Source organism: Dechloromonas sp. A34 (assembly GCF_026261605.1).
Classification (GTDB): Bacteria; Pseudomonadota; Gammaproteobacteria; order Burkholderiales; family Rhodocyclaceae; genus Azonexus.
Genome location: NZ_CP102486.1, coordinates 464,141 through 483,809, shown reverse-complemented (window position 1 = coordinate 483,809; position 19,669 = coordinate 464,141). Strand labels below are relative to the sequence as shown.

23 protein-coding genes and 1 pseudogene are annotated in these 19,669 nt (G+C 61.5%); 14 read left to right on the top strand and 10 right to left on the bottom strand.

Annotated features, from left to right (window positions below; translation table 11 throughout):
- Positions 1–47 precede the first annotated feature (47 nt).
- A complete protein-coding gene (locus NQE15_RS02445; RefSeq protein WP_265946193.1) occupies positions 48–1,481 on the top strand; it encodes a choice-of-anchor I family protein in 1,434 nt (477 codons plus the stop codon).
- 116 nt (positions 1,482–1,597) lie between these two features.
- On the opposite strand, the gene NQE15_RS02440 is transcribed toward NQE15_RS02445, so the two are convergent.
- The gene (locus tag NQE15_RS02440) at positions 1,598–1,939 is read right to left on the bottom strand and encodes a hypothetical protein (RefSeq protein ID WP_265946191.1); all 342 of its coding nucleotides are present in this window, start codon (positions 1,937–1,939) and stop codon (positions 1,598–1,600) included.
- A 333-nt stretch (positions 1,940–2,272) separates the two neighbouring features.
- Here NQE15_RS02440 and NQE15_RS02435 point away from each other — a divergent pair, with 333 nt between their 5' ends.
- Entirely contained in the window at positions 2,273–3,061 is a 789-nt protein-coding gene (locus NQE15_RS02435) for an alpha/beta fold hydrolase (protein ID WP_265946189.1), read from the top strand.
- A 77-nt stretch (positions 3,062–3,138) separates the two neighbouring features.
- Positions 3,139–3,603: a glycine zipper 2TM domain-containing protein gene (locus tag NQE15_RS02430; protein WP_265946187.1), complete on the top strand. Its 465-nt coding sequence runs from the start codon at positions 3,139–3,141 to the stop codon at positions 3,601–3,603.
- Between the two features lie 29 nt (positions 3,604–3,632).
- Here NQE15_RS02430 and recG read toward each other — a convergent pair.
- Together recG and NQE15_RS02420 are read right to left on the bottom strand one after the other, a co-directional pair.
- Positions 3,633–5,683, bottom strand: a pseudogene (recG, locus tag NQE15_RS02425) (ATP-dependent DNA helicase RecG).
- Positions 5,683–6,063: a RidA family protein gene (locus tag NQE15_RS02420; protein ID WP_265946185.1), complete on the bottom strand. Its 381-nt coding sequence runs from the start codon at positions 6,061–6,063 to the stop codon at positions 5,683–5,685. The pseudogene recG and the gene NQE15_RS02420 overlap by 1 nt, the downstream one beginning before the upstream one ends.
- A gap of 52 nt (positions 6,064–6,115) precedes the next feature.
- On the opposite strand from NQE15_RS02420, the gene NQE15_RS02415 reads away from it, so the two are divergent.
- Both NQE15_RS02415 and NQE15_RS02410 read left to right on the top strand, forming a co-directional pair.
- Positions 6,116–6,445 (top strand): tetratricopeptide repeat protein, encoded by a 330-nt coding sequence (locus NQE15_RS02415; protein ID WP_265946182.1) that lies wholly within the window; start codon positions 6,116–6,118, stop codon positions 6,443–6,445.
- A gap of 87 nt (positions 6,446–6,532) precedes the next feature.
- On the top strand, positions 6,533–6,865 hold the full coding sequence (locus NQE15_RS02410) for a hypothetical protein (RefSeq protein WP_265946180.1): 333 nt from the start codon (positions 6,533–6,535) through the stop codon (positions 6,863–6,865).
- On the opposite strand, the gene NQE15_RS02405 is transcribed toward NQE15_RS02410, so the two are convergent.
- The 4 genes from NQE15_RS02405 to NQE15_RS02390 are packed head-to-tail and all read right to left on the bottom strand — an operon-like array spanning position 6,862 to position 9,780.
- A complete protein-coding gene (locus tag NQE15_RS02405) occupies positions 6,862–7,623 on the bottom strand; it encodes an SPOR domain-containing protein (protein ID WP_265946178.1) in 762 nt (253 codons plus the stop codon). The genes NQE15_RS02410 and NQE15_RS02405 overlap by 4 nt on opposite strands.
- 8 nt (positions 7,624–7,631) lie before the next feature.
- A complete protein-coding gene (locus tag NQE15_RS02400; RefSeq protein WP_265946177.1) occupies positions 7,632–8,132 on the bottom strand; it encodes a DUF2802 domain-containing protein in 501 nt (166 codons plus the stop codon).
- Positions 8,133–8,142: 10 nt separating this feature from the next.
- On the bottom strand, positions 8,143–9,321 hold the full coding sequence (locus NQE15_RS02395; RefSeq protein ID WP_265946175.1) for an OmpP1/FadL family transporter: 1,179 nt from the start codon (positions 9,319–9,321) through the stop codon (positions 8,143–8,145).
- Between the two features lie 45 nt (positions 9,322–9,366).
- Positions 9,367–9,780 (bottom strand): acyl-CoA thioesterase, encoded by a 414-nt coding sequence (locus tag NQE15_RS02390; protein WP_265946173.1) that lies wholly within the window; start codon positions 9,778–9,780, stop codon positions 9,367–9,369.
- Positions 9,781–9,880: 100 nt separating this feature from the next.
- Between NQE15_RS02390 and NQE15_RS02385 the strand changes: the two genes are divergently transcribed.
- The 9 genes from NQE15_RS02385 (at position 9,881) to NQE15_RS02345 (ending at position 17,434) form a co-directional block, all read left to right on the top strand.
- A complete protein-coding gene (locus NQE15_RS02385; RefSeq protein ID WP_265946171.1) occupies positions 9,881–11,698 on the top strand; it encodes an ABCB family ABC transporter ATP-binding protein/permease in 1,818 nt (605 codons plus the stop codon).
- Between the two features lie 166 nt (positions 11,699–11,864).
- Positions 11,865–12,890, top strand: coding sequence for a response regulator (locus NQE15_RS02380; protein ID WP_265946169.1), 1,026 nt, complete (start codon positions 11,865–11,867; stop codon positions 12,888–12,890).
- Positions 12,812–13,369: a PP2C family protein-serine/threonine phosphatase gene (locus tag NQE15_RS02375; protein ID WP_323054977.1), complete on the top strand. Its 558-nt coding sequence runs from the start codon at positions 12,812–12,814 to the stop codon at positions 13,367–13,369. The genes NQE15_RS02380 and NQE15_RS02375 overlap by 79 nt, the downstream gene beginning before the upstream one ends.
- A gap of 22 nt (positions 13,370–13,391) precedes the next feature.
- The gene (locus NQE15_RS02370) at positions 13,392–14,288 is read left to right on the top strand and encodes a glutamate/aspartate ABC transporter substrate-binding protein (RefSeq protein ID WP_323054943.1); all 897 of its coding nucleotides are present in this window, start codon (positions 13,392–13,394) and stop codon (positions 14,286–14,288) included.
- A gap of 69 nt (positions 14,289–14,357) precedes the next feature.
- Positions 14,358–15,095, top strand: a complete 738-nt coding sequence (locus NQE15_RS02365; protein WP_265946167.1) for an amino acid ABC transporter permease — start codon at positions 14,358–14,360, stop codon at positions 15,093–15,095.
- Between the two features lie 2 nt (positions 15,096–15,097).
- Positions 15,098–15,772 carry an ABC transporter permease subunit gene (locus tag NQE15_RS02360; protein ID WP_265946165.1) on the top strand — a complete coding sequence of 225 codons (675 nt, stop codon included), beginning with the start codon at positions 15,098–15,100 and terminating at the stop codon, positions 15,770–15,772.
- Positions 15,769–16,497, top strand: a complete 729-nt coding sequence (locus tag NQE15_RS02355; RefSeq protein ID WP_265946163.1) for an amino acid ABC transporter ATP-binding protein — start codon at positions 15,769–15,771, stop codon at positions 16,495–16,497. The genes NQE15_RS02360 and NQE15_RS02355 overlap by 4 nt, the downstream gene beginning before the upstream one ends.
- A 140-nt stretch (positions 16,498–16,637) precedes the next feature.
- Positions 16,638–17,150 carry a hypothetical protein gene (locus tag NQE15_RS02350; RefSeq protein ID WP_265946161.1) on the top strand — a complete coding sequence of 171 codons (513 nt, stop codon included), beginning with the start codon at positions 16,638–16,640 and terminating at the stop codon, positions 17,148–17,150.
- A 68-nt stretch (positions 17,151–17,218) separates the two neighbouring features.
- On the top strand, positions 17,219–17,434 hold the full coding sequence (locus NQE15_RS02345) for a hypothetical protein (protein WP_265946160.1): 216 nt from the start codon (positions 17,219–17,221) through the stop codon (positions 17,432–17,434).
- Between the two features lie 142 nt (positions 17,435–17,576).
- Here the strand turns inward: NQE15_RS02345 and rplQ are convergent, their stop codons facing one another.
- From rplQ to rpsD, 3 genes are read right to left on the bottom strand one after another with little or no spacing between them, the layout of a single operon-like run.
- Positions 17,577–17,978 carry a 50S ribosomal protein L17 gene (gene rplQ / locus NQE15_RS02340; RefSeq protein ID WP_265946157.1) on the bottom strand — a complete coding sequence of 134 codons (402 nt, stop codon included), beginning with the start codon at positions 17,976–17,978 and terminating at the stop codon, positions 17,577–17,579.
- 59 nt (positions 17,979–18,037) lie between these two features.
- On the bottom strand, positions 18,038–19,012 hold the full coding sequence (locus tag NQE15_RS02335; RefSeq protein WP_265946155.1) for a DNA-directed RNA polymerase subunit alpha: 975 nt from the start codon (positions 19,010–19,012) through the stop codon (positions 18,038–18,040).
- Between the two features lie 24 nt (positions 19,013–19,036).
- Entirely contained in the window at positions 19,037–19,666 is a 630-nt protein-coding gene (gene rpsD / locus NQE15_RS02330) for a 30S ribosomal protein S4 (protein ID WP_265946153.1), read from the bottom strand.
- Between the last annotated feature and the right edge of the window lie 3 nt (positions 19,667–19,669).

Here is a 19,669-nt window from a genome sequence, read left to right as displayed (position 1 = left end):
CAAGCCGCAGCCCCCCACTTAGACATTATCTCAAGGCAAACGCAATCGTGAAAAAGACCGCAATCGTCATGGCCATCGCAGCCGCCCTCCTGCCGACCACGCTGCTGGCGGCCAACCCGGAGCTCTCCTTCAACAAGCTCTGGACCTACAAGCATGGCGCGACGCCTGGCCAGGTGTCGGAAATCCCGGCCTTCGACCAGCGTACCAACACGCTGTGGGTGGCCGGCGTCATCGGCATCGACGTGCTTGATGCGCTGAGCGGAGAATTGCTGGAACACATCGACACCACGGCCTACGGTTCGGTCAACAGCGTCGCCGTCAAGCATGGCGTCGCCGCCTTTGCCGTCGAATCGGCCAACCGCACCGAACCCGGCGTCGTCCTTCTCTACGACACCAGGACCCGCGCTCCGAGCCAGGGCACGAACGTCATCCAGGTCGGCAGCCTGCCCGACATGCTGGCCTTCACCCCGGACGGCTCGCGCCTGCTCGTCGCCAACGAAGCGACGCCCAGCCTCTACGGGACGCGCCAGGGCACCTCGGTGCCCTACGTCTTCGCTGTGCCCGCCGTTGATCCGGCCGGCAGCGTCAGCATTATCGACATGACGACCCGTTCGCTGACTGCAACCGCGACGCTGAGCGGCGTCCCGACCTCCGGCAGCAAGCTTCGGCGCGACACCGGGATGGATTTCGAACCCGAATACATTGCCGTCAACGAGGACGGCACCAAGGCCTATGTGACGCTCCAGGAAGCCAACTCGCTCGGCGCTCTCGACCTGACGACGAACCAATTCACCCGGGTGATCGGCCTCGGCGCCAAGGATTTCGGCCTGCCCGGGAACCAGATCGACGCGCTGAACGACGGCGTGGTCTCCTTCATTTCGGCGCCGATCAAGGGCCTTTACATGCCGGATGGAATCGCCGCCTACACATGGAAGGGCAAGACCTATCTGGTGATGGCCAACGAAGGAGATTTCCGCGAGGACGACAAGGATCGCGAGGCCGCCGGCAAGTTCGGCGCCACCGCGCCCCTCGACAAGCTACGCGTATCGGCCACCGACTCGTCGCCCGGCGACCTTCATGCCGCCGGCGCGCGCTCCTTCTCGATCCGCGACGAAGAGGGCAAGCTGGTCTACGACAGCGGCGACATCCTTGACAAGAAGGCGGCCGAACTGGGCATCTACGACGATGGCCGCAGCCGTGACAAGGGGGTCGAGCCGGAAGGCGTCGCCCTCCTCGACATCGCCGGCCGGACCTATGCCTTTATCGGCCTCGAGCGGACGACCAAGAGCGCGGTCGCGGTGTTCGACGTCACCAATCCCTACCGCACGAGCTATGTCGACATGATCGTCACCGACGGCGACGTCTCGCCGGAAGGACTCAGCGCCTTCCACTTTCGAGGCCATTTCTACCTCGCCATCGCCAACGAGGTGTCGAACACCACGACGCTCTACCGGATCGAACGCCTGATCAATCGCAAGTAGGCGGCGGGCGACAAGCTGAATCGCCCTCCTCGGCACAAAGCGGCCGGAGGGCGAAAGCGTTTTAGCGGCGCGACCGGTTGAGGGCGATCCATTCGATGATGCCCCAAAGCATCGAGCTACCTGCGGTGCAGGCGGTCGAAAACCATCGCCGCCTCATGTTCCGCGCCGGTCAATGGAGCGGGCGAGTCGGGCAAGGGGGCTTTGTCGGCCTGAGGACTGGCGACTGGGCTTTCACAACGAAACATGGCGCGATGGACCGCTTGGATCTCGACGATCTCGAAAATCGCTTCCTGAGGAAAGCCTTTGGCGCCGGCTTGGGGCGGAGCCATCAAGCTGTCGAGATAACCGTCCATTTCCGGCTTGCCCCAGTAGGCGATTATCCGTTTCAGGATATGGGGAAACCGCTGCCCAAGAAGGTGCGGATAATATTCGCCGTGATCAGCCAACAGCTTCTGCATGACGGCTTGGAGGTGGTTCGGATGGGACATTGTTCAAAATCGGCTGGCTATTCAACATCAGGGTTACTGTGCAGATTATTCCGGGCGATGTACAGCGGGAGTCCGAAATTTTGCATTGCCGAATAGCGGTTTCGCTAACCCGTCCAGCCTGGTCCGCCGCCAGCGGCACGCTACAATCGGCAGCGAACCCCACGCTCGTCCATCACCCCCGAAAACCAAGAGCCCCCCAATGCGCCGCTCCCGTTCCGAATATCTCGACCTGCCAACCGTCCGCTTGCATATCCGCCGCTGGGCAAACCCCAGGCCCCGACGCTGTTCCTGCTGCATGGCTGGATGGATGTCTCGGCCTCCTTCCAGTTCGTCGTCGATGAGTTGCAGAAGGACTGGAATGTCATCGCCCCCGACTGGCGCGGCTTCGGGCTTTCCGATTGGCTGAATCGGCCCTACTTTTTCGCCGAGCACCTCGGCGACCTCGAGGCCATCGTCGACCATTACGCCCCGGAAGGTCAGGTCAGACTGGCCGGACACAGCATGGGCGGCATCCTTTCCTGCCTCTATGCCGGCATCCGGCCGGGGCGAGTGGCCAAGGTGATTTCGCTGGAAGGTTTCGGCATCGCCCCGACGCAGCCGGAAATGGCCCCCGAACGCTACCGACAGTGGCTGGGTACTTTGCAACAACCGCCGCGGATGCACGCCTATGCCGACCGCGCCGCTTTCGCCCGCCGCCTGCTGCACAGCGACCGCTTCCTGATCCCGGAACGTGCCGACTTCCTGGCCAAGCACCTGGCCCGCATCGGCGATGGCGAGACCAAGACCGGCGAGCGCCGGCATGGCGTTATCTGGAACGGCGACCCTTGGCATAAGGCGACCTCGCCCTATCTGTTCCGCCTCGAAGAATCAATGGCAGTCTGGAAACAGATCATCTGCCCGGTGCTCTGGGTCGCCGGCCGTCAGTCCTGGGTCGTCCGCGAATACGCCACCCGCCCTGGTGACTGGGAGGCGCGCAAGGCCTGTTTCGCCACGGTCGAGGAACGTTGGATCGAGGATGCCGACCACATGCTGCACCACGACCAGCCGGCAGCAGTGGCTCACCTGATCGAGGACTGGTTCAGCAGGCCATAAAGCACTGTCAAGAGTCCTCGGCCAGGCGCACAATGAGCTTGCGCGCCACCGGCGAGCGCTTTGACAGGAGACTCGTCATGAAAGCAACGTACAGAATTGGATCGGCACTGGCTGGCGCACTGCTGGTCAGCGCCTGCGTCCCGCTCTACGACCAGTCCATGGAGCGCGACTACCCGCCAGCCGCCTACTCCCATGATCTCTATCCGGGCTACGGAACGGTATACGCCATCGACGTGGTTCGTGCCGAGCAGGCAGGCATTGGCGTCGGTGCCGTCGCCGGGGCCGTGGTCGGCGGATTGATCGGCCACCAGGTCGGCGAAGGCGACGGCAATACCGCAGCCACCGTGATCGGCGCGGTCGGCGGTGCCCTGGTCGGCCATCAGCTGGAAAGGCAGATGCAGCAGCCCCAAGCCGATCAATACCGCCTGACCATCCGCATGGAAAACGGTGCCTATCAGAGCGTCGTGCACCCGACTGACTTCGTCGACCTGCGGGTCGGCGACCGGGTACGCATCGACAACGGCAGCGTTCGCCGCTACTAGCATCACCAAGGCAACGACTGGCACTTGCCTCAGGACTTGAGCAATTCCTCACGCGAACCGAGCCAGCGCTGCAAATGGCGCTCGGCCTGGGCCGGCGCCTTGAGCAGCATTTCCTCGGCCACCTCCCGCGCCATCTCGACCAGATCGGCATCCAGCTCCAGATCGGCATAGCGCAGCAGCGGCACGCCGCTTTGCCGGCTGCCGACGAATTCACCGGGGCCGCGCAAGCGCAGATCCTGGCGGGCGATTTCGAAGCCGTCGGTGTTCTCGAAGATGATTTTCAGGCGCTGGCGGGCAGTCTCCCCCAGTGGCCCGGCATAGATCAGCACACAGCTCGACTCGTGTGCCCCCGCCCGACCCGGCCGCGCAACTGGTGGAGTTGCGAGAGGCCGAAGCGCTCGGCGTGTTCGATGACCATCAGGCTGGCATTCGGCACATCGACGCCGACCTCGATCACCGTGGTGGCAACCAGCACGTCGATCTCGCCGGCCGTGAAGGCGGCCATCACGGCCTGCTTCTCGTCTGCCTTGAGGCGGCCATGGGCAAGCCCGATGCGCAGGTTAGGCAAGTCTTCCGAAAGTTGGGCATGGGTATCTTGCGCCGTCTGCAACTGCAGGGCTTCGGATTCCTCGATCAGAGGGCAGACCCAGTAGGCCTGCCGGCCTTCCTCGACATGCTTGGTAATGAAGCCGACCACGTCAGCGCGCCGGCTATCGGCGACCAGCCGGGTCTTGATCGGCGTCCTGCCGGGCGGCAGTTCATCGAGCATGGTAACGTCGAGATCGGCGTAGTAGCTCATGGCCAGCGTGCGCGGGATCGGCGTCGCCGACATCATCAGTTGATGCGGATTCACCCCTTTCTTGCGCAGCGCCAGACGCTGGGCGACTCCGAAGCGGTGCTGCTCGTCGACAATGGCCAGGCCGAGCTTCGCAAAATCGACGGCATCCTGGATCAAGGCATGGGTGCCGACCACCAATTGCGCCTCGGCCGCCGCGCTGGCCAGCTGCGCCCGCTTGGCCGCCGCCTTCAGGCTGCCCGACAGCCAGGCGACGCGCACGCCGAGCGGTTCCAGCCAGTCGCGCAATTTCAGGTAATGCTGTTCGGCGAGGATTTCGGTCGGCGCCATGAAAGCCGCCTGCCAGCCGGCCGAGATCGCCTGGCAGGCAGCCAGCGCGGCGACGATGGTCTTGCCGGCGCCGACATCGCCCTGCAGCAGACGCTGCATCGGGTAGGGCTGGGCGAGGTCGCCGGCAATTTCGGCCATCGCCCTGAGTTGGGCGCCGGTCAGGCCGAACGGCAGCTTGTCCAGCAAACGGGCGCCGAGGTCGTCCTGCGCCACCAGCACCGGCGCCCCCTGCTCGCGCCGTGCGAGATAGGCGCGGCGCAGGCACAACTGCTGGGCCAGCACCTCGTCGAACTTGACCCGCCGCCAGGCCGGATGATGGCGGGCATGCAGCGTTTCGAGTGCCGTACCGGTCGGCGGCGTATGCAGGAAGCGAAGGCTCCGCGCCAGGCCCGGCAGTTTCAGGCGCTGGCGCAATTCTTCATCGAGCGTTTCGGAGAGGTCGCCGCTGGCCAGGGCGCGGCCGATAAGCTTCTGCAATGCCGAATTGGCCAGGCCGGCAGTCGTCGGATAGACCGGCGTCAGTTCGGTCGGTAACGGTTCGTCACCGAGCACCTTGTGGAAGCGCGAGTGCACCATCTCGGCGCCGAAGAAGCCGCCACGCACTTCGCCAAAGGCCCGCACCTTCGAACCCGCGCTGAGCGCCGCCTGCTGGCTCGGGTAGAAGCTGAAAAAGCGCATGGTCAGTTCGCCGCTCTCGTCGAGCGCCCGCACCACCATCTGACGGCGCGGCCGGAACTGGATTTCGCAGGAACTGACCACCACCTCGACCAACACCGGCTCACCCCACGGCGCACTGGCCACGGGCGTGATGCGGGTTTCGTCCTCGTAGCGCAGCGGCAGATGGACCAGCAAATCGGCCTCGCTATGGAGGCCGATCTTCGCCAGTTTCTTGCGCAGCGCTTCGGGGGCACGAATGGCGGCTATCGCGGGGGCCGCCGCCCCGCCCGTCGGCATCAGCCGATAGACATCACGGCATCGGCCTCGACCAGCGCGCCGCGCGGCAGTTCCTTGACGCCGACGGCGGCGCGCGCCGGGAAGGGTTCGCTGAAATAACGGGCCATCGTCTCGTTGACCTTGGCGAAATTGGCCAAATCGGTCAGGAAGACATTGAGCTTGACGACATCGGCCAGCGAACCGCCGGCCGCCTCGGCCACCGCCTTCAGATTTTCGAAAACGCGAACGATTTGTGCATCGATCCCGTCTACCATCTGCATCGAAGCCGGATCGAGCCCGATCTGCCCGGACATGTAAACGGTGTCGCCGACACGCACGGCCTGCGAATAAGTGCCGATGGCGGCCGGGGCGTTGGGCGTGGAGATGATGGTCTTGGCCATGAGTAGCTTCCTGTATCCGGATTGCAAAACCCTATTTTAGCCTTGGTAGCCCATGAACCCACGCATCGAATCCCTGGAAAAAATGCTCGGCGGCCCGCGCGACGGCGCCCTGCTCCGCTTCTCTCTCGGCAACGAATACCAGAAAGCCGGCGATCCAGCCAAAGCCGGCAATTGCTTTCAGGAAGCAGTCGCCCGCGACCCGCAATACTCTGCGGCCTGGAAGGCTCTCGGCAAGGCGCTGGCTGAAGCCGGCAACCATGCCGGCGCCCTGACGGCCTACGAGCAAGGCATAACGGTTGCCGAGGGCAAAGGCGACATTCAGGCGGCGAAGGAAATGGCGGTATTCGCCAAGAGGATCCGAAAAGCACTGGCACTCCCCTAACCTTTTGTTACAAAAGCGGCACAGCATCACGGTAGGCGGATTCGGGAGTCCGTGCGTTAATTGAGTACATAAACAGTGGACTCCGCCATGACCCTTTCGCAAAAACTCATCCGCCTCACTCTAGCCGTTGCGCTGCTCGGCAGCTTGAGCGCTTGCGTCGTGGCGCCGCCACAGGCAGTGGGTTATCGGGCGCCGTCGGTCTACGTCGAAACCTACCCAACGTACCGCTACGGCTACCCCGACCCCTATTACAACGGCTATGGTCAGCGCTACTACGATGATCGCGGCAGCCGCCATTACCGCAATGAGCGCCGTTATGACGAGCCACGCCATCGGGAAGCGACGATCCCCAGCCCGGCCCAGGTCCATCGCGATGTCCGGCGCAGCCTTGGCTTGCCGCGCCTGCCGGGTATGCCTTAAGACCGACCGCCCTTGGGTGGTACCAGTATCGCCTCGATACCGAGTTCCTTGAGTTTGGCCTGAGCAGCCTCAGCTTCCTGGCGCGTTCGGAACGGTCCGACCTGAACCCGGGTCTCGAGCGTCGAGGGCACGCCACTTAGCGTCAGTTTGGCATGCAGCTCTTCAGCCCGCTGGGCACTGGAAAACACGCCGGCCTGCAACAGGAAACCCGAGAAGAGGCGCGACACCACCGGTGCCGGAACTGGCTGCGCCGCCCGCGTTTCCGGCGCGCGCGCCGATGGCTTGGGCAATGTTGGTGGCGCATCCGGAGCAACGACTGGTGAAGCCGTGCCCTCGGGTATGGCGCGCGGCGAACGAACTTGGGCAGCGATTTGTGGCGCAGTCGGCGAAACCTTGGCGACAGATGTAGTGGACGATGGCAATGGCCGTTTTTCCGGTGCAGCCTCAGTGTCGTTTCTGACCTCAGCCACTGCTGGCAGTTGCGCCTCGACTGCTGGCTGAGCGGCCTCGGCCGGCGGCTCCGGCAAATTCTCGGCTGGCTTGACCGGCTGTGAGACCTCTTTCTTTGGCGCCACCGGCACCGGCTGTGTGAATACCTGCTGCTCGGGCTCTTCGGGCGCCGTGGACAGGTAGTCGAAGAAGGCGAGGACACCGAGCAAAATGGCGACCAGCACGCCGGCCACCGCCAAACGCCTAATCAACGTGCCGCGCAAGTCGCCGGCGTCTTCGCCGCCCGGTGTTTCGGTTTTTTCCGTCATCGCCTGCCTCATCGCTCCTGACTGTTGGCCAGCGCCACCACCAGTTCCGCCTCGGCGCGGGCAATGCCGCAGCGTTCGGCGATCATGGCCGCATCGTAGCCGGCGGCGGCCATCTGCATTGCATCGCCGTAGATCGGCGACACCGCTTGCGCAGCCTGCAGATGCGCCAATTCCTGCAACATATCCTGACGTAGGGCGGCCAATTCTCCCCGAATGGCGTCGACCTCGTCACGCAGTTGTGCGACTTCCTGCTCCAGCCCCTGACGCAGCATTTCGTCGGCCAGCCCGACCGAGGTTTTTTCCCAATTGGCGTCGCTAGCCGGCTCGGTTGCTGACGGAGCCGGCATTTCCGGCTGCGCGGCAGGTCGCTCAAGCGGGGCTGCAACCTGCGTCGTACCCTTGTGCAAGCGCACCATTCGCAGCAGGACAAAGACGATGTAGGCCGCTACCAGCGTAATCAGCACGATCACGCCTTCGCGCAAGCCCAACGTCATGCCGCCGAGTTCCATCGCCAAATCCCTAGAATCCTACCGAGTACTGCACGCCCACGATGTGGGCGCTGACATCGTACCGGCCGCGAAGGGTGTTTCCAGCCTTGGATTGCTCGATGCTGGGATCCTTGACGTAAAGATAGGAATATCCGGCATCAAGCTTGCCGAGTCTTCCCGTATTCCATTGGCCACCAACGGAGAACCAGACACGGTCATTATCCGGAACACGAGCCGAGCGATCGTTATCGCTTACCGGGGTGCGGTCATAGGCGATGCCGAATTTCAGCTTGAGTGCATCGTTGGCCTGATAGGCCGCCCCCCAGGCAAAACGCCAGGAGTTGTCGTAATTGAAGGACTCGGAAGTCAGCAGCTTGCCGCTAGTGCGATTGACGATATTCAGCGTCTTGAGCGAGTTCCAGCGCGTGTAGGAAAGATCGCCCATCGCTTCCCAGCGGTCGGAAACCTGCTGCCAGACCGAGAGAATGAAGGTATCGGGCAGCTTGACGTCAGCCCTGATCGGAACCACGCCATTGGCGGAGCCCTCGAGCGTGTAGTCGATTGCCGAACGATAGGAAACGCCGACCCGCATGGCCGGAGAGAGCGTAAACAGAGCGCCGGCATTCCAGCCCCAGGCCGCATCATCGCCCTTGAGACGCGATCCGAAACTGGTCAGCTCGGCGTCGATCGTCTGATAGTTGAGGCCGGCGCCGAGGGACACTTTGTCGTTCAGGCGATAGGCGATCGACGGGTTGTAATTGACGGTCTTGATTTCCGACTTGATCGAATGGACACGCCCGGTCCAGTTGCTGTCCTCATACTCGGTCGCTAGGCCGAATGGCGCCGAAACACCGAAGCCCAGAAAGAGGTTGGGCGCCAGCTGCCAGGAAAGGTAGGCATTGGGCACGGCCGCCCAACTGCCGGCGTTGCCGCCGTTGCCACCCGTTCCGGTCGAACCCTCGTTACGAAATTCATAGCTCGGCCCCACCCCGGCAACGCCGGCCGACAGCTGAAAACCCTTCAGCTGCGTCATGCCGGCCGGGTTGAAGAAGACCGTGCTGGCGTTGTCGGCGACGGCCGCCGAACCCGCGTAGGCATTGCCGAGCCCGCTGGCGTTCTGCTCCCAGAGCTGGAAGGCAGCGCCCGGGGCGGCACCTGAAAAGGCGACCAGCAACAGGGCAGGCACGGTACGCAAGGTCATTTTCTTCATTGCTTGATTCCCTCGAAGGCGGGCGAATTGGATAACTGCGTGATTTTATTCCATTTCAGCCGAGTTTTCGGGAGGAAGCTCGCGCTTGTTACCGTTGGCATCGATCGCGACATAGGTCAGTTCGGCCTCGGTCACCTTGACGATGATCGGATCGCTGTAATTACGTTCGGCATAAACCTCGACCTTGACAGTGACCGAGGTTCGGCCGACCCGCTCGATCTCGGCATAAAGGCTGACGATGTCGCCGACCGAGACCGGCTGCTTGAACAGGAAGGAATTGACCGAGACCGTCGCCACCCGACCACGCGCCCGGCGCATGGCGGGAATCGCCCCGGCAACGTCGACCTGGGCCATGACCCAGCCGCCGAACACATCGCCGTTCTGGTTCAGATCGGCTGGCATGGGAACAACGCGCAGCGTCGAGTGTCGAGAAGGTAGCGTGATGCGGTCGGCAGCCATGATGTGTCCCCATTGAAATCAAAGCCCGATTTTCGCGGAAAGCGCCGGCTTTTCATATACTGATGCCCCGCATCGAATAACGCTCCAGAACAGGCTCCCCATGCGTCGCGCCACCGCCCTCCCCAAACCGCCCGCCGGACAGCCGCTGGCCGAAACCCATCTGTGGCTGACTTTACGCACGCTCTTCCCCTACCTCTGGCGCTATCGGCTGCGCGTCGTCGCCGCACTCGGCTGCCTGGTTGGCGCCAAGATCGCCAATGTCGGCGTGCCGCTGGTGTTCAAAGAAATGATCGACGGCCTTTCCGGCACCCAGCAATTGCTGGCCCTGCCGGTGCTGATGCTGCTCCTCTACGGCATGCTGCGCTTCTCGACAGCGCTATTCACGGAGTTACGCGAGATCCTTTTCGCCCGTGTCACCCAGCGCGCCGTACGTCAGGTCGCGCTGGAGGTGTTCAGCCATCTGCATGCGCTCAGCCTGCGCTTTCATCTCGAGCGCCAGACCGGCGGTGTCTCGCGCGATATCGAACGGGGCAGCCGCTCGATTTCCAGCCTGATTTCCTACACCCTTTATTCCATCCTGCCGACGCTGGTTGAAATCGGCCTGGTGCTGGGCATCCTGTTCGTCAAGTACGACCTCGGCTTTGTCGTGATCACCTTGGTATCGCTGGTCGCCTACATTGTCTATACCGTCAAGGTTAGCAACTGGCGGATCGACATCCGCCGGGCGGTCAACGAAAGCGACTCGGCCGCCAACACCCGCGCCGTGGACAGCCTGCTCAATTACGAAACCGTCAAATACTTCAACAACGAAGGCTGGGAGGCCCGCCGCTACGACGAGCAGATGCTGAAATGGGAAGAGGCGGCAACCCGTAGCCAGACCACCCTGGCCTTCCTCAACCTCGGCCAGCAGGCGATCATCGCCCTCGGCGTCACGGCGATGATGTGGCGTGCCGCCGACGGCGTCGTCGATGGCCGGATGACGATCGGCGATCTCGTGCTAGTCAACGCCTTCCTGATCCAGCTCTACATGCCGCTCAACTTTCTCGGCGTCGTCTATCGCGAAATCCGCCAGGCGCTCACCGACATCGAACGGATGTTCAGGCTGCTCCAGGAAAACCGCGAAATCGCCGATGCGCCGGATGCCCGCGACCTGCCGAGCGGCCCGCTGCAAGTCAATTTCGATGCCGTCAATTTTGCCTACGACCCGGATCGGCAGATTCTGAAAAATGTCGATTTCGCGATCGCACCCGGCAAGACGGTCGCCGTGGTTGGTCACTCGGGGGCCGGCAAATCGACGCTCTCCCGGCTGCTCTATCGCTTTTACGACGTCACCGGCGGCGGCATCCGCATCAACGGACTCGATCTGCGCAGCCTGAAACAATCCAGCCTGCGCGCCGCAATCGGCATCGTGCCGCAGGACACGGTACTGTTCAACGACACGATCTTCTACAACATCAATTACGGCCGCCCGGATGCCAGCCGCGAGGAGGTCTATGCCGCCGCGCGCGCCGCCCAGCTCCACGATTTCATCGAATCCTTGCCGCAAAAATACGAGACCCGTGTCGGCGAGCGCGGCCTCAAGCTCTCAGGCGGCGAGAAGCAGCGTGTGGCCATCGCGCGGACCCTGCTCAAGAATCCGCCGATACTGATTTTCGACGAGGCGACCTCGGCCCTCGACTCGGCCACCGAGCGCTCCATCCAGGGCCAGCTCGAACTGGCCGCCGTCGGGCGCACGACGCTGGTCATCGCCCACCGCCTGTCGACGGTAATGAACGCCGACGAAATCCTGGTCATGAGCGACGGCCACATCATCGAGCGCGGTCCCCATGCCGCCCTGCTCGCCGCCGAAGGCCAGTACGCCCGGATGTGGAATCTGCAGCAGCAGGAAGACCGCGAAATGGTGGCCGCCAGTGAATAACTTTCGTCACTGCCTCCCTCGCCTATGTCGGACGGGCAGCGCTCTGGGCCAGGCGATCAGCCGGTCCATCGCGATACGACACCGTGATACGATTGTTGCCACCACAATGTCGGAGGCGGCCAATGCTTTACCGTGACCCTGCCAGTCAGCAGCCGCCCAGCAAATCATGACTCCCCTGCCCAGCAAAATGAAGGTATTGGCGGTCGATGACAACCGCACCAACCTGCACATCCTGCAGGTATTCCTGAAGAAGCTCGGTCATGACGTAATCCTCGCCGAAAATGGCGACGAGGCCGTCCGCCGCTTCCAAAGCGATGCACCGGACCTGATCCTGCTCGACATCATGATGCCGATCATGGACGGCTTCGAGGCGGCCCGGCGGATCAAGGCCATGAGTCGGGAACGGTGGACGCCGGTCATCTTTCTCTCGGCACTCAACCGCGACGAGAATCTGGTCGAAGGACTCGATGCCGGTGCCGACGACTATCTGACCAAACCGATCAATTTCGTCGTTCTCGAAGCCAAGTTGCGCTCGATGCAGCGTTCGCTCGCCATGCAGCAGGCCTCGATCGATTCGCTGCGCCGGCTGCAGACCATTTCAGACAACGTGGCCGATGCCATCGTAACCATGGACGAGCAGGGCCTGATCGCCTCGACCAACCGGTCGGCCGAACGGATCTTCGGTTGGCCGAGCAGCAAACTGCTCGGCCAGAACATTCGGACACTGATCCCCGATCTGGCCCACAACGTCGGCGCCGGCAACACCGGGCTGGAGCGAGAGGTGGAAGCGCAACACCGTGACGGACGGCGCTTCGCGGCAACCATCTCAGTTACCCAGATCGACCTCGACAACAAGCGGGTGTCGATCGGCGTCATCCGCGACATTTCCGAGCGCATCCAGGCCGAGAAAGAACTGCGCGATAGCGCGCACCAGCTTCAGGGCTATTTCGAGCAGACGCAGAACGAACAGCAACTCGCCATGCGCCTGATGGAGAAGCAGTTGCACCGCAGCGGCCTGAAAGACGAGCGGCTCCGTTACAAGGTGATTCCGGCCGAAAACTTCAGCGGCGACATTGTCGCCGCCGCCCGTTCCCCGAAGGGCGCTTCTATGCCCTGCTCGCCGATGCGACCGGACACGGCCTGCCAGCGGCAATCAGCGTCCTGCCGGTACTGGCTCTCTTTTACCGGATGACCAAACTCAATGGTTCAGTCGGCGAAATTGTCCAGGAACTGAATCAGCAATTGAAAGAGTCGATGCCGGTCGGTCGCTTTGTTGCAGCCACGCTGCTCTGCCTGGATGAAGCTAATCGTTCGGGTACGATCTGGGTCGGCGGAACTCCCCAGGCTTTCATGTTCGACCGTTGGGGTCGCGTCACCCGTATCTTCGCTTCGGAAAATTTGGCGCTGGGCATCATCGACAGCCGGGAAATGGAATGCCAGCCGGTTGAATTCACCTGGGATAGCGAGACACAGCTATTACTGTGTTCGGACGGACTGCTCGAGGCGACAAACAAGGACGGTGCGCAATTCGGTGTCGAAGGCCTCACGGCGGCCGCAGCCAATACCTCGTCAGCCAACCGCTTCCAGCAGATTGATGCCGCCCTCGTTCGCCACCTCGATGGCTGCGTTGCCAGCGACGATGTCTCGTTGATGCTTATTGATTGCCCTTGAACGACAACAAAGGAGATAAACAATGCCTTTCATGAAACTCGCTTCCGCCGTCATCATTGCCTCTGTCTTCAGTACGTCCCCGGCTTTCGCCCAGGAATCCGCCACCTTGAAGAAGATCAAGGACACCGGCACGATCACCCTCGGCCACCGCGAATCCTCGATTCCCTTCTCCTATTACGATGACAAGCAGCAGGTCATCGGCTATTCGCACGAACTGATGCTGAAGGTCGTCGATGGCATCAAGAGCGAACTCAAGCTGGCCAAGATCGAAACCAAGCTGATGCCGGTCACTTCGGCCAACCGCATCACCCTGGTCCAGAACGGCACCGTCGATATCGAATGCGGCTCGACCACCAACAACCTCGAGCGCCAGAAGCAGGTCGGCTTCTCGACCACTATCTTCGTCATCGGCACCAAGCTGCTGACCAAGAAGGGTTCCGGGATCAACGACTTCGCCGACCTCGCCGGCAAGAACGTCGTCACCACCGCCGGCACCACTTCCGAGCGCCTGATCCGCAAGATGAATGAAGACAAGAAGATGGGCATGAGCATCATCTCGGCCAAGGATCACGGCGAGTCCTTCCTGACCCTGGAAACCGGCCGCGCCGTCGCCTTCATGATGGATGACGCGCTGCTCTTCGGCGAAATGGCCAAGGCCAAGAAAGCCGGCGACTGGGCCGTGGTCGGCACGGCGCAATCGAAGGAAGCCTACGGCTGCATGTTGCGCAAGGACGACCCGGGCTTCAAGAAGGTGGTCGACGCGGCGCTGACCAAGGCGATGACCTCGGGCGAAGCCGAGAAGATCTACGCCAAGTGGTTCATGGCGCCGATCCCGCCCAAGGGCCTGAATCTGAACATGCCACTGTCGGAGGAAATGAAGGCGCTGTACAAAGCCCCGAACGATAAGGCTTTTGAATAGTTTTTCGAAAGCAGAGGTCTAAGCGCTTGTGGAGCCAAGTGGCTCCACAAGCTGAAGGAGGGCTGGTCGATGGGCTACAACTGGAACTGGCAGGTTTTCCTTCAGCCAAGCGCAACCGGCGAAGGCACTTATCTCATCTGGCTGTTCGAGGGGCTGCAATGGACCGTGATGCTATCCCTCAGCGCCTGGGTTATTGCCTTGTTGATTGGCTCGATCATCGGTGTCCTGCGCACCGTTCCCAATCGCTGGCTGGCCGGTCTGGCAACTGCCTACGTCGAGGTCTTCCGCAACATTCCGCTGCTCGTCCAGCTCTTCATCTGGTATTTCGTCCTCCCCGAACTGCTGCCGCCGACTTGGGGAAACGCGTTCAAGCAGATGAATCCCCTGGCCCAGCAATTCCTCTCGGCCATGGTCTGCCTCGGCCTGTTCACTGCCGCCCGCGTCGCCGAACAGGTCCGCTCCGGCATCAACTCGCTGCCGCCGGGACAGAGGAATGCCGGTCTGGCGATGGGATTCACCCTGCCCCAGGTTTATCGCCACGTGCTTTTGCCGATGGCCTACCGGATCATCGTGCCGCCGCTGACTTCGGAGTTCCTGAACATATTCAAGAACTCGGCGGTCGCCACCACGATCGGCCTGATCGAGCTCTCGCGCCAGGCCCAGCAACTGGTCGACTACACCGCGCAACCCTATGAAGCTTTCATCGCCGTCACCGTCCTCTACGTCATCATCAACGTGACAGTGATGTTCCTGATGCGCCGCCTTGAACGTAACGTTCAGGTGCCCGGCTATATCGGGAGCAAATGATCATGTACGAATTCGACTGGACTTCCATTCCCGGTGCCCTGCCCCTGCTCGTCAAGGGCATGCTGATCACCCTGGAAGTGACGCTGACGGCGATAACGGTTGGTATCGTCTGGGGTACGCTGCTTGCCATTGCCCGCCTTGGCGGCAATCGCCTGCTCGCTACGCTGGCCGCCACCTACGTCAATCTGTTCCGCTCTGTACCGCTGGTCATGGTCATTCTGTGGTTTTACTTGATCGTCCCCCAAGCCATCAAGGCCGTATTTGGCGAAGGCATCGGCGACATCCGTCTGGCCTCGGCGCTCACCGCCTTCGCCCTGTTCGAGGCGGCCTACTACTCGGAAATCATCCGTGCCGGCATCCAGAGCGTCCCCAAGGGGCAAGTCGCCGCCGGTCAGGCGCTCGGTCTGACCAATGGCCAAACCATGCGCCTGATTGTGCTACCTCAGGCTTTCCGCAACATGATGCCGCTGCTGCTGACCCAAGCCATCATTCTGTTCCAGGACACCTCGCTGGTTTACGTGATCGGTCTTTCCGACTTTTTCGGCACTGCCTACAAGGTCGGTGACCGGGATGGTCGGCTGGTCGAACTGCTGCTCTTTGCCGGCGCCGTCTATTTCGTGATCTGCTTCTCTGTCTCCCGGCTGGTGAAGCGCCTGCAAGCGAGATTCTCCCAATGATCGAAATCCGCAACATTTCGAAATGGTACGGTCCATTTCAGGTCCTGACCGACTGTACAACCAGTGTCAAGAAAGGCGAGGTCGTCGTGGTTTGCGGTCCCTCGGGTTCGGGAAAATCGACCCTGATCAAGTGCGTCAATGGCCTGGAGCCCTTTCAGGCCGGCGAAGTCATTGTCAATGGCACTTCGATCGGCGATCCGCGGACAAATCTCTCCAAGCTGCGGGCCCACGTCGGGATGGTCTTCCAGAACTTCGAGCTCTTCCCCCACATGAGCATTACCGACAATCTGATCATCGCCCAGACCAAGGTTCTCGGCCGGAGCCAGGAAGAAGCGATTGCCCGCGGCATGAAAATGCTCGACCGTGTCGGTCTCAAGGCGCAAGCCGCCAAATACCCTGGTCAGCTTTCCGGCGGCCAGCAACAACGCGTGGCAATCGCTCGCGCCTTGGCCATGGATCCGATCTGCATGCTATTCGACGAGCCGACCTCAGCCCTCGACCCGGAAATGGTCAACGAAGTGCTGGATGTGATGGTCGAACTGGCCCAGGAGGGTATGACCATGATGTGCGTGACCCATGAAATGGGCTTCGCGCGTAAGGTTGCCCACCGGGTGATCTTCATGGACCAGGGAAAGATCGTCGAGGATGCCGGCAAGGAGGATTTCTTCGGCACCCCACGTTCGGAACGCGCCCAGCAATTTCTTTCGAAAATCCTGCAGCACTAAAGGGGGTTACTACGCAGATGACCCAAGATGCCTCGGAATAATCTCTGAGGCATTTTTTCGGGCAAATTTTGGATTCCGAGGTCGCTTTACGACGGGTAACCTTCAAGGATGCCCACCCCGTGCAACGCTTATCCCCTCTCATGAAAGGCCTGGTCGAAACCCGCGCCCGGGCCGACGCCGAATCCAATCGGCTGTCCCACCTCATCGAAAGCCTTACCCTCAAGCTCACCAAAACCCAGGACGAACGCGATTCCTGCGACCACCTCATCGCCAGTCTCAATAACCAGATTCAGCCCGGCCAAATCGAACCAATCAACGCCTGGCAAGGTCGCTACGGCAAACGCGGCGCCTTCAGGCAAGCAATCCTCAAGGCAATCACACTGGCTTACCCCCATCCAATCTCGACTACCGAAATCGCTCAGTACCTACAAGCTACCTTCAACCTCATCTTCGCAATACCCAGCCAACGCAAAATCTGGGTCCATAACTCAATAAACACCCGCTTGAGAGAGCTCGCGAACTCCAAGTCCATCCAGCGTATCCACGACCCTCTGCCAATATCGGCAAAGCAGGCCTCTGGCTATGGATTCCCCCAGACCTGGCGTCCGCTGACCTGCAGGCCCTCGCTGCACACGCCGGCCTCCCTACGGTAGGCGCTGTCGACCAGGACTACCCTGTACTCGAGGATTGCTCGGAAGAAGACAACCTGCCCAGGTAAGCCATGCGCAAAACCCCGTCCTACCTCAAAGGCCTCGCCGAAACCCGCGCCCGGGCAGCCCGTGACGTCCAGTGCTACCAACAGCTGGTCGACGAGCTCCAGGTGAGGCTCGCCCAGGCCCAGGCCGAACTAACTGCCTGCGACACACTCATCAAGAAATTCGACGACCGCCTAGACCCAACCCAGGTTGAGCCAATCAACCACTGGCAAGGACGGTAGTCCCGCGGCTATTTCATTTTGCTGCCGAAAACAGGCTCTAACTCTTTGCTTTTAAAGCCAATTGGTCAGCTGCGTAGTAACACCCGCACTAAAAGAAAAAGGCCGGGATATCCCGGCCTTTTTTCAGCGAATCCGACGCAGCTTAGGCTGCGGCTTCTTCGTCGACTTCCACAGCCTCGGTCGGCTCCGGACGATCAACCAATTCGACGAAAGCCATCGGCGCATTGTCGCCAACGCGGAAGCCACACTTCAGGATGCGAAGGTAGCCGCCCGGGCGGGTTGCGTAGCGCGGGCCAATTTCGGCGAACAGCTTGACCACGATTTCGCGGTCGCGCAGGCGGTCGAAGGCCAGACGCTTGTTAGCCAGCGTCGGGGTCTTGCCGAGGGTGATCATCGGTTCGACAACACGGCGCAGTTCCTTGGCCTTGGGCACGGTGGTCTTGATGGCCTCGTGCTTGAGCAGGGAAACGGTCATGTTGCGCAGCATCGCCAGGCGATGGCTGCTGGTGCGGTTCAGTTTGCGAAGTCCATTGCGGTGACGCATGGTTAATCCTTTCTATGTTCTGCAGGCGTCCCTTGACTACCCGTACCGAACAAGGTCGTTTAGACCTTGTCCAGACCGGCGGGCGGCCAATTTTCCAGTTTCATGCCGAGCGTCAGGCCGCGGGCGGCCAACACTTCCTTGATCTCGTTCAGCGACTTGCGACCCAGGTTCGGGGTCTTGAGAAGCTCGTTCTCGGTACGCTGAATCAGATCGCCGATGTAGTAGATGTTCTTGGCCTTCAGGCAGTTCGCAGAGCGAACCGTCAGTTCGAGATCATCAACCGGGCGGAGAAGAACCGGATCGACCTGGGCCGGCTTGGAAGCCTCGGCGACAGGAGCGGTACCTTCGAGATCGGCGAACACGGAGAGTTGTTCCATCAGCACGCGAGCAGCGTAACGGATGGCTTCCTCCGGCTCGACGACGCCGTTGGTTTCGATATCGACGATCAGCTTGTCGAGGTCGGTACGCTGTTCGACGCGGGCGCTCTCAACAGCATAGGCGACGCGACGAATCGGGCTGAACGAGGCATCGAGAACGAGTTTGCCAATGGTCTTGGCATCGCCCAGATTGCGCACGTTGCCCGGGACATAGCCGCGACCCTTTTCGACCTTGATCTCCATGGCCAGCTTGCCGCCGGGAGAAAGGTGAGCGATCACATGTTCCGGATTGATGATTTCGACGTCATGCGGCAACTCGATGTCGCCCGCACGAACGGCGCCTTCGCCTTCCTTGGCCAGATTCAGATTGACGACATCGCGGCCGTGCAGCTTGAAGACCACGCCCTTGAGGTTGAGGAGGATGTCGACGACATCTTCCTGCACGCCATCAACGGTGGAGTACTCATGGAGCACTCCGTCAATTCCGACTTCGGTCGGCGCATAACCCGGCATCGAGGACAGAAGGATGCGACGCAGCGCATTGCCAAGGGTATGCCCGTAACCGCGTTCAAACGGCTCCATGACAACCTTGGCTTGCACCGGCGAAACGCTCTGCACATCAATAATGCGGGGTTTCAGAAGTCCACTGCTTTGCATGGGCTAAATTCCTCTGCCTGAGTGTTACTTCGAGTAAAGTTCGATGACGAGGCCTTCGTTCAGGGTCGCCGGCAGCTCGGAACGCTGCGGCATGGCCTTGAACGTGCCCTTGCCTTCCTTGACGTCGACAGCGATCCATTCCGGGAAACCACGGGACTCAGCGGCTTCGAGGGCGGCCTTGCAACGCAGGGAAGCACGGGCGCGATCGGTCAGCTGGACAACATCGCCCGGCTTGACAAGGTAAGAGGGGATATTGACGCGCTTGCCATTGACCAGAACGCCGTTGTGACGGACGACCTGGCGGGACTCGGCGCGGGAAGCGGCAAAACCCATGCGGTAAGCAACGGAGTCAAGGCGAGCCTCGAGCAATTGCAGCAGGTTTTCACCGGTCTGGCCCTTGCGGCGGTCAGCTTCGGCAAACGTCTTGCGGAATTGGCCTTCGAGCACGCCATAGACGCGACGAATCTTCTGCTTGGCGCGCAGGTGGACGCCGTAGTCAGAGAGACGGGCACCAGACTTCTGGCCGTGTTGGCCAGGAGCATAGGAGCGGCGCTCGATGGCACACTTGTCGGTAAAGCACTTTTCGCCCTTCAGGAACAGCTTCTCGCCTTCGCGGCGGCACTGACGGCATTTCGGATCGAGATTACGAGCCACTTG

What these genes read in the sequence shown, in the direction of transcription:
- NQE15_RS02430 (WP_265946187.1), top strand. Translation starts at nt 3,139, where the DNA reads ATGAAAGCAACGTACAGAATTGGATCGGCACTGGCTGGCGCACTGCTG.
- NQE15_RS02365 (WP_265946167.1), top strand. Translation starts at nt 14,358, where the DNA reads ATGGGCTACAACTGGAACTGGCAGGTTTTCCTTCAGCCAAGCGCAACC.
- NQE15_RS02435 (WP_265946189.1), top strand. Translation starts at nt 2,273, where the DNA reads ATGGATGTCTCGGCCTCCTTCCAGTTCGTCGTCGATGAGTTGCAGAAG.
- NQE15_RS02380 (WP_265946169.1), top strand. Translation starts at nt 11,865, where the DNA reads ATGACTCCCCTGCCCAGCAAAATGAAGGTATTGGCGGTCGATGACAAC.
- NQE15_RS02350 (WP_265946161.1), top strand. Translation starts at nt 16,638, where the DNA reads ATGAAAGGCCTGGTCGAAACCCGCGCCCGGGCCGACGCCGAATCCAAT.
- NQE15_RS02335 (WP_265946155.1), bottom strand. Translation starts at nt 19,012, where the DNA reads ATGCAAAGCAGTGGACTTCTGAAACCCCGCATTATTGATGTGCAGAGC.
- NQE15_RS02420 (WP_265946185.1), bottom strand. Translation starts at nt 6,063, where the DNA reads ATGGCCAAGACCATCATCTCCACGCCCAACGCCCCGGCCGCCATCGGC.
- NQE15_RS02405 (WP_265946178.1), bottom strand. Translation starts at nt 7,623, where the DNA reads ATGACGGAAAAAACCGAAACACCGGGCGGCGAAGACGCCGGCGACTTG.
- NQE15_RS02360 (WP_265946165.1), top strand. Translation starts at nt 15,098, where the DNA reads ATGTACGAATTCGACTGGACTTCCATTCCCGGTGCCCTGCCCCTGCTC.
- NQE15_RS02395 (WP_265946175.1), bottom strand. Translation starts at nt 9,321, where the DNA reads ATGAAGAAAATGACCTTGCGTACCGTGCCTGCCCTGTTGCTGGTCGCC.
- NQE15_RS02385 (WP_265946171.1), top strand. Translation starts at nt 9,881, where the DNA reads ATGCGTCGCGCCACCGCCCTCCCCAAACCGCCCGCCGGACAGCCGCTG.
- NQE15_RS02400 (WP_265946177.1), bottom strand. Translation starts at nt 8,132, where the DNA reads ATGGAACTCGGCGGCATGACGTTGGGCTTGCGCGAAGGCGTGATCGTG.
- NQE15_RS02390 (WP_265946173.1), bottom strand. Translation starts at nt 9,780, where the DNA reads ATGGCTGCCGACCGCATCACGCTACCTTCTCGACACTCGACGCTGCGC.
- rplQ (WP_265946157.1), bottom strand. Translation starts at nt 17,978, where the DNA reads ATGCGTCACCGCAATGGACTTCGCAAACTGAACCGCACCAGCAGCCAT.
- NQE15_RS02440 (WP_265946191.1), bottom strand. Translation starts at nt 1,939, where the DNA reads ATGCAGAAGCTGTTGGCTGATCACGGCGAATATTATCCGCACCTTCTT.
- NQE15_RS02415 (WP_265946182.1), top strand. Translation starts at nt 6,116, where the DNA reads ATGAACCCACGCATCGAATCCCTGGAAAAAATGCTCGGCGGCCCGCGC.
- NQE15_RS02410 (WP_265946180.1), top strand. Translation starts at nt 6,533, where the DNA reads ATGACCCTTTCGCAAAAACTCATCCGCCTCACTCTAGCCGTTGCGCTG.
- NQE15_RS02370 (WP_323054943.1), top strand. Translation starts at nt 13,392, where the DNA reads ATGCCTTTCATGAAACTCGCTTCCGCCGTCATCATTGCCTCTGTCTTC.
- NQE15_RS02355 (WP_265946163.1), top strand. Translation starts at nt 15,769, where the DNA reads ATGATCGAAATCCGCAACATTTCGAAATGGTACGGTCCATTTCAGGTC.
- NQE15_RS02345 (WP_265946160.1), top strand. Translation starts at nt 17,219, where the DNA reads ATGCGCAAAACCCCGTCCTACCTCAAAGGCCTCGCCGAAACCCGCGCC.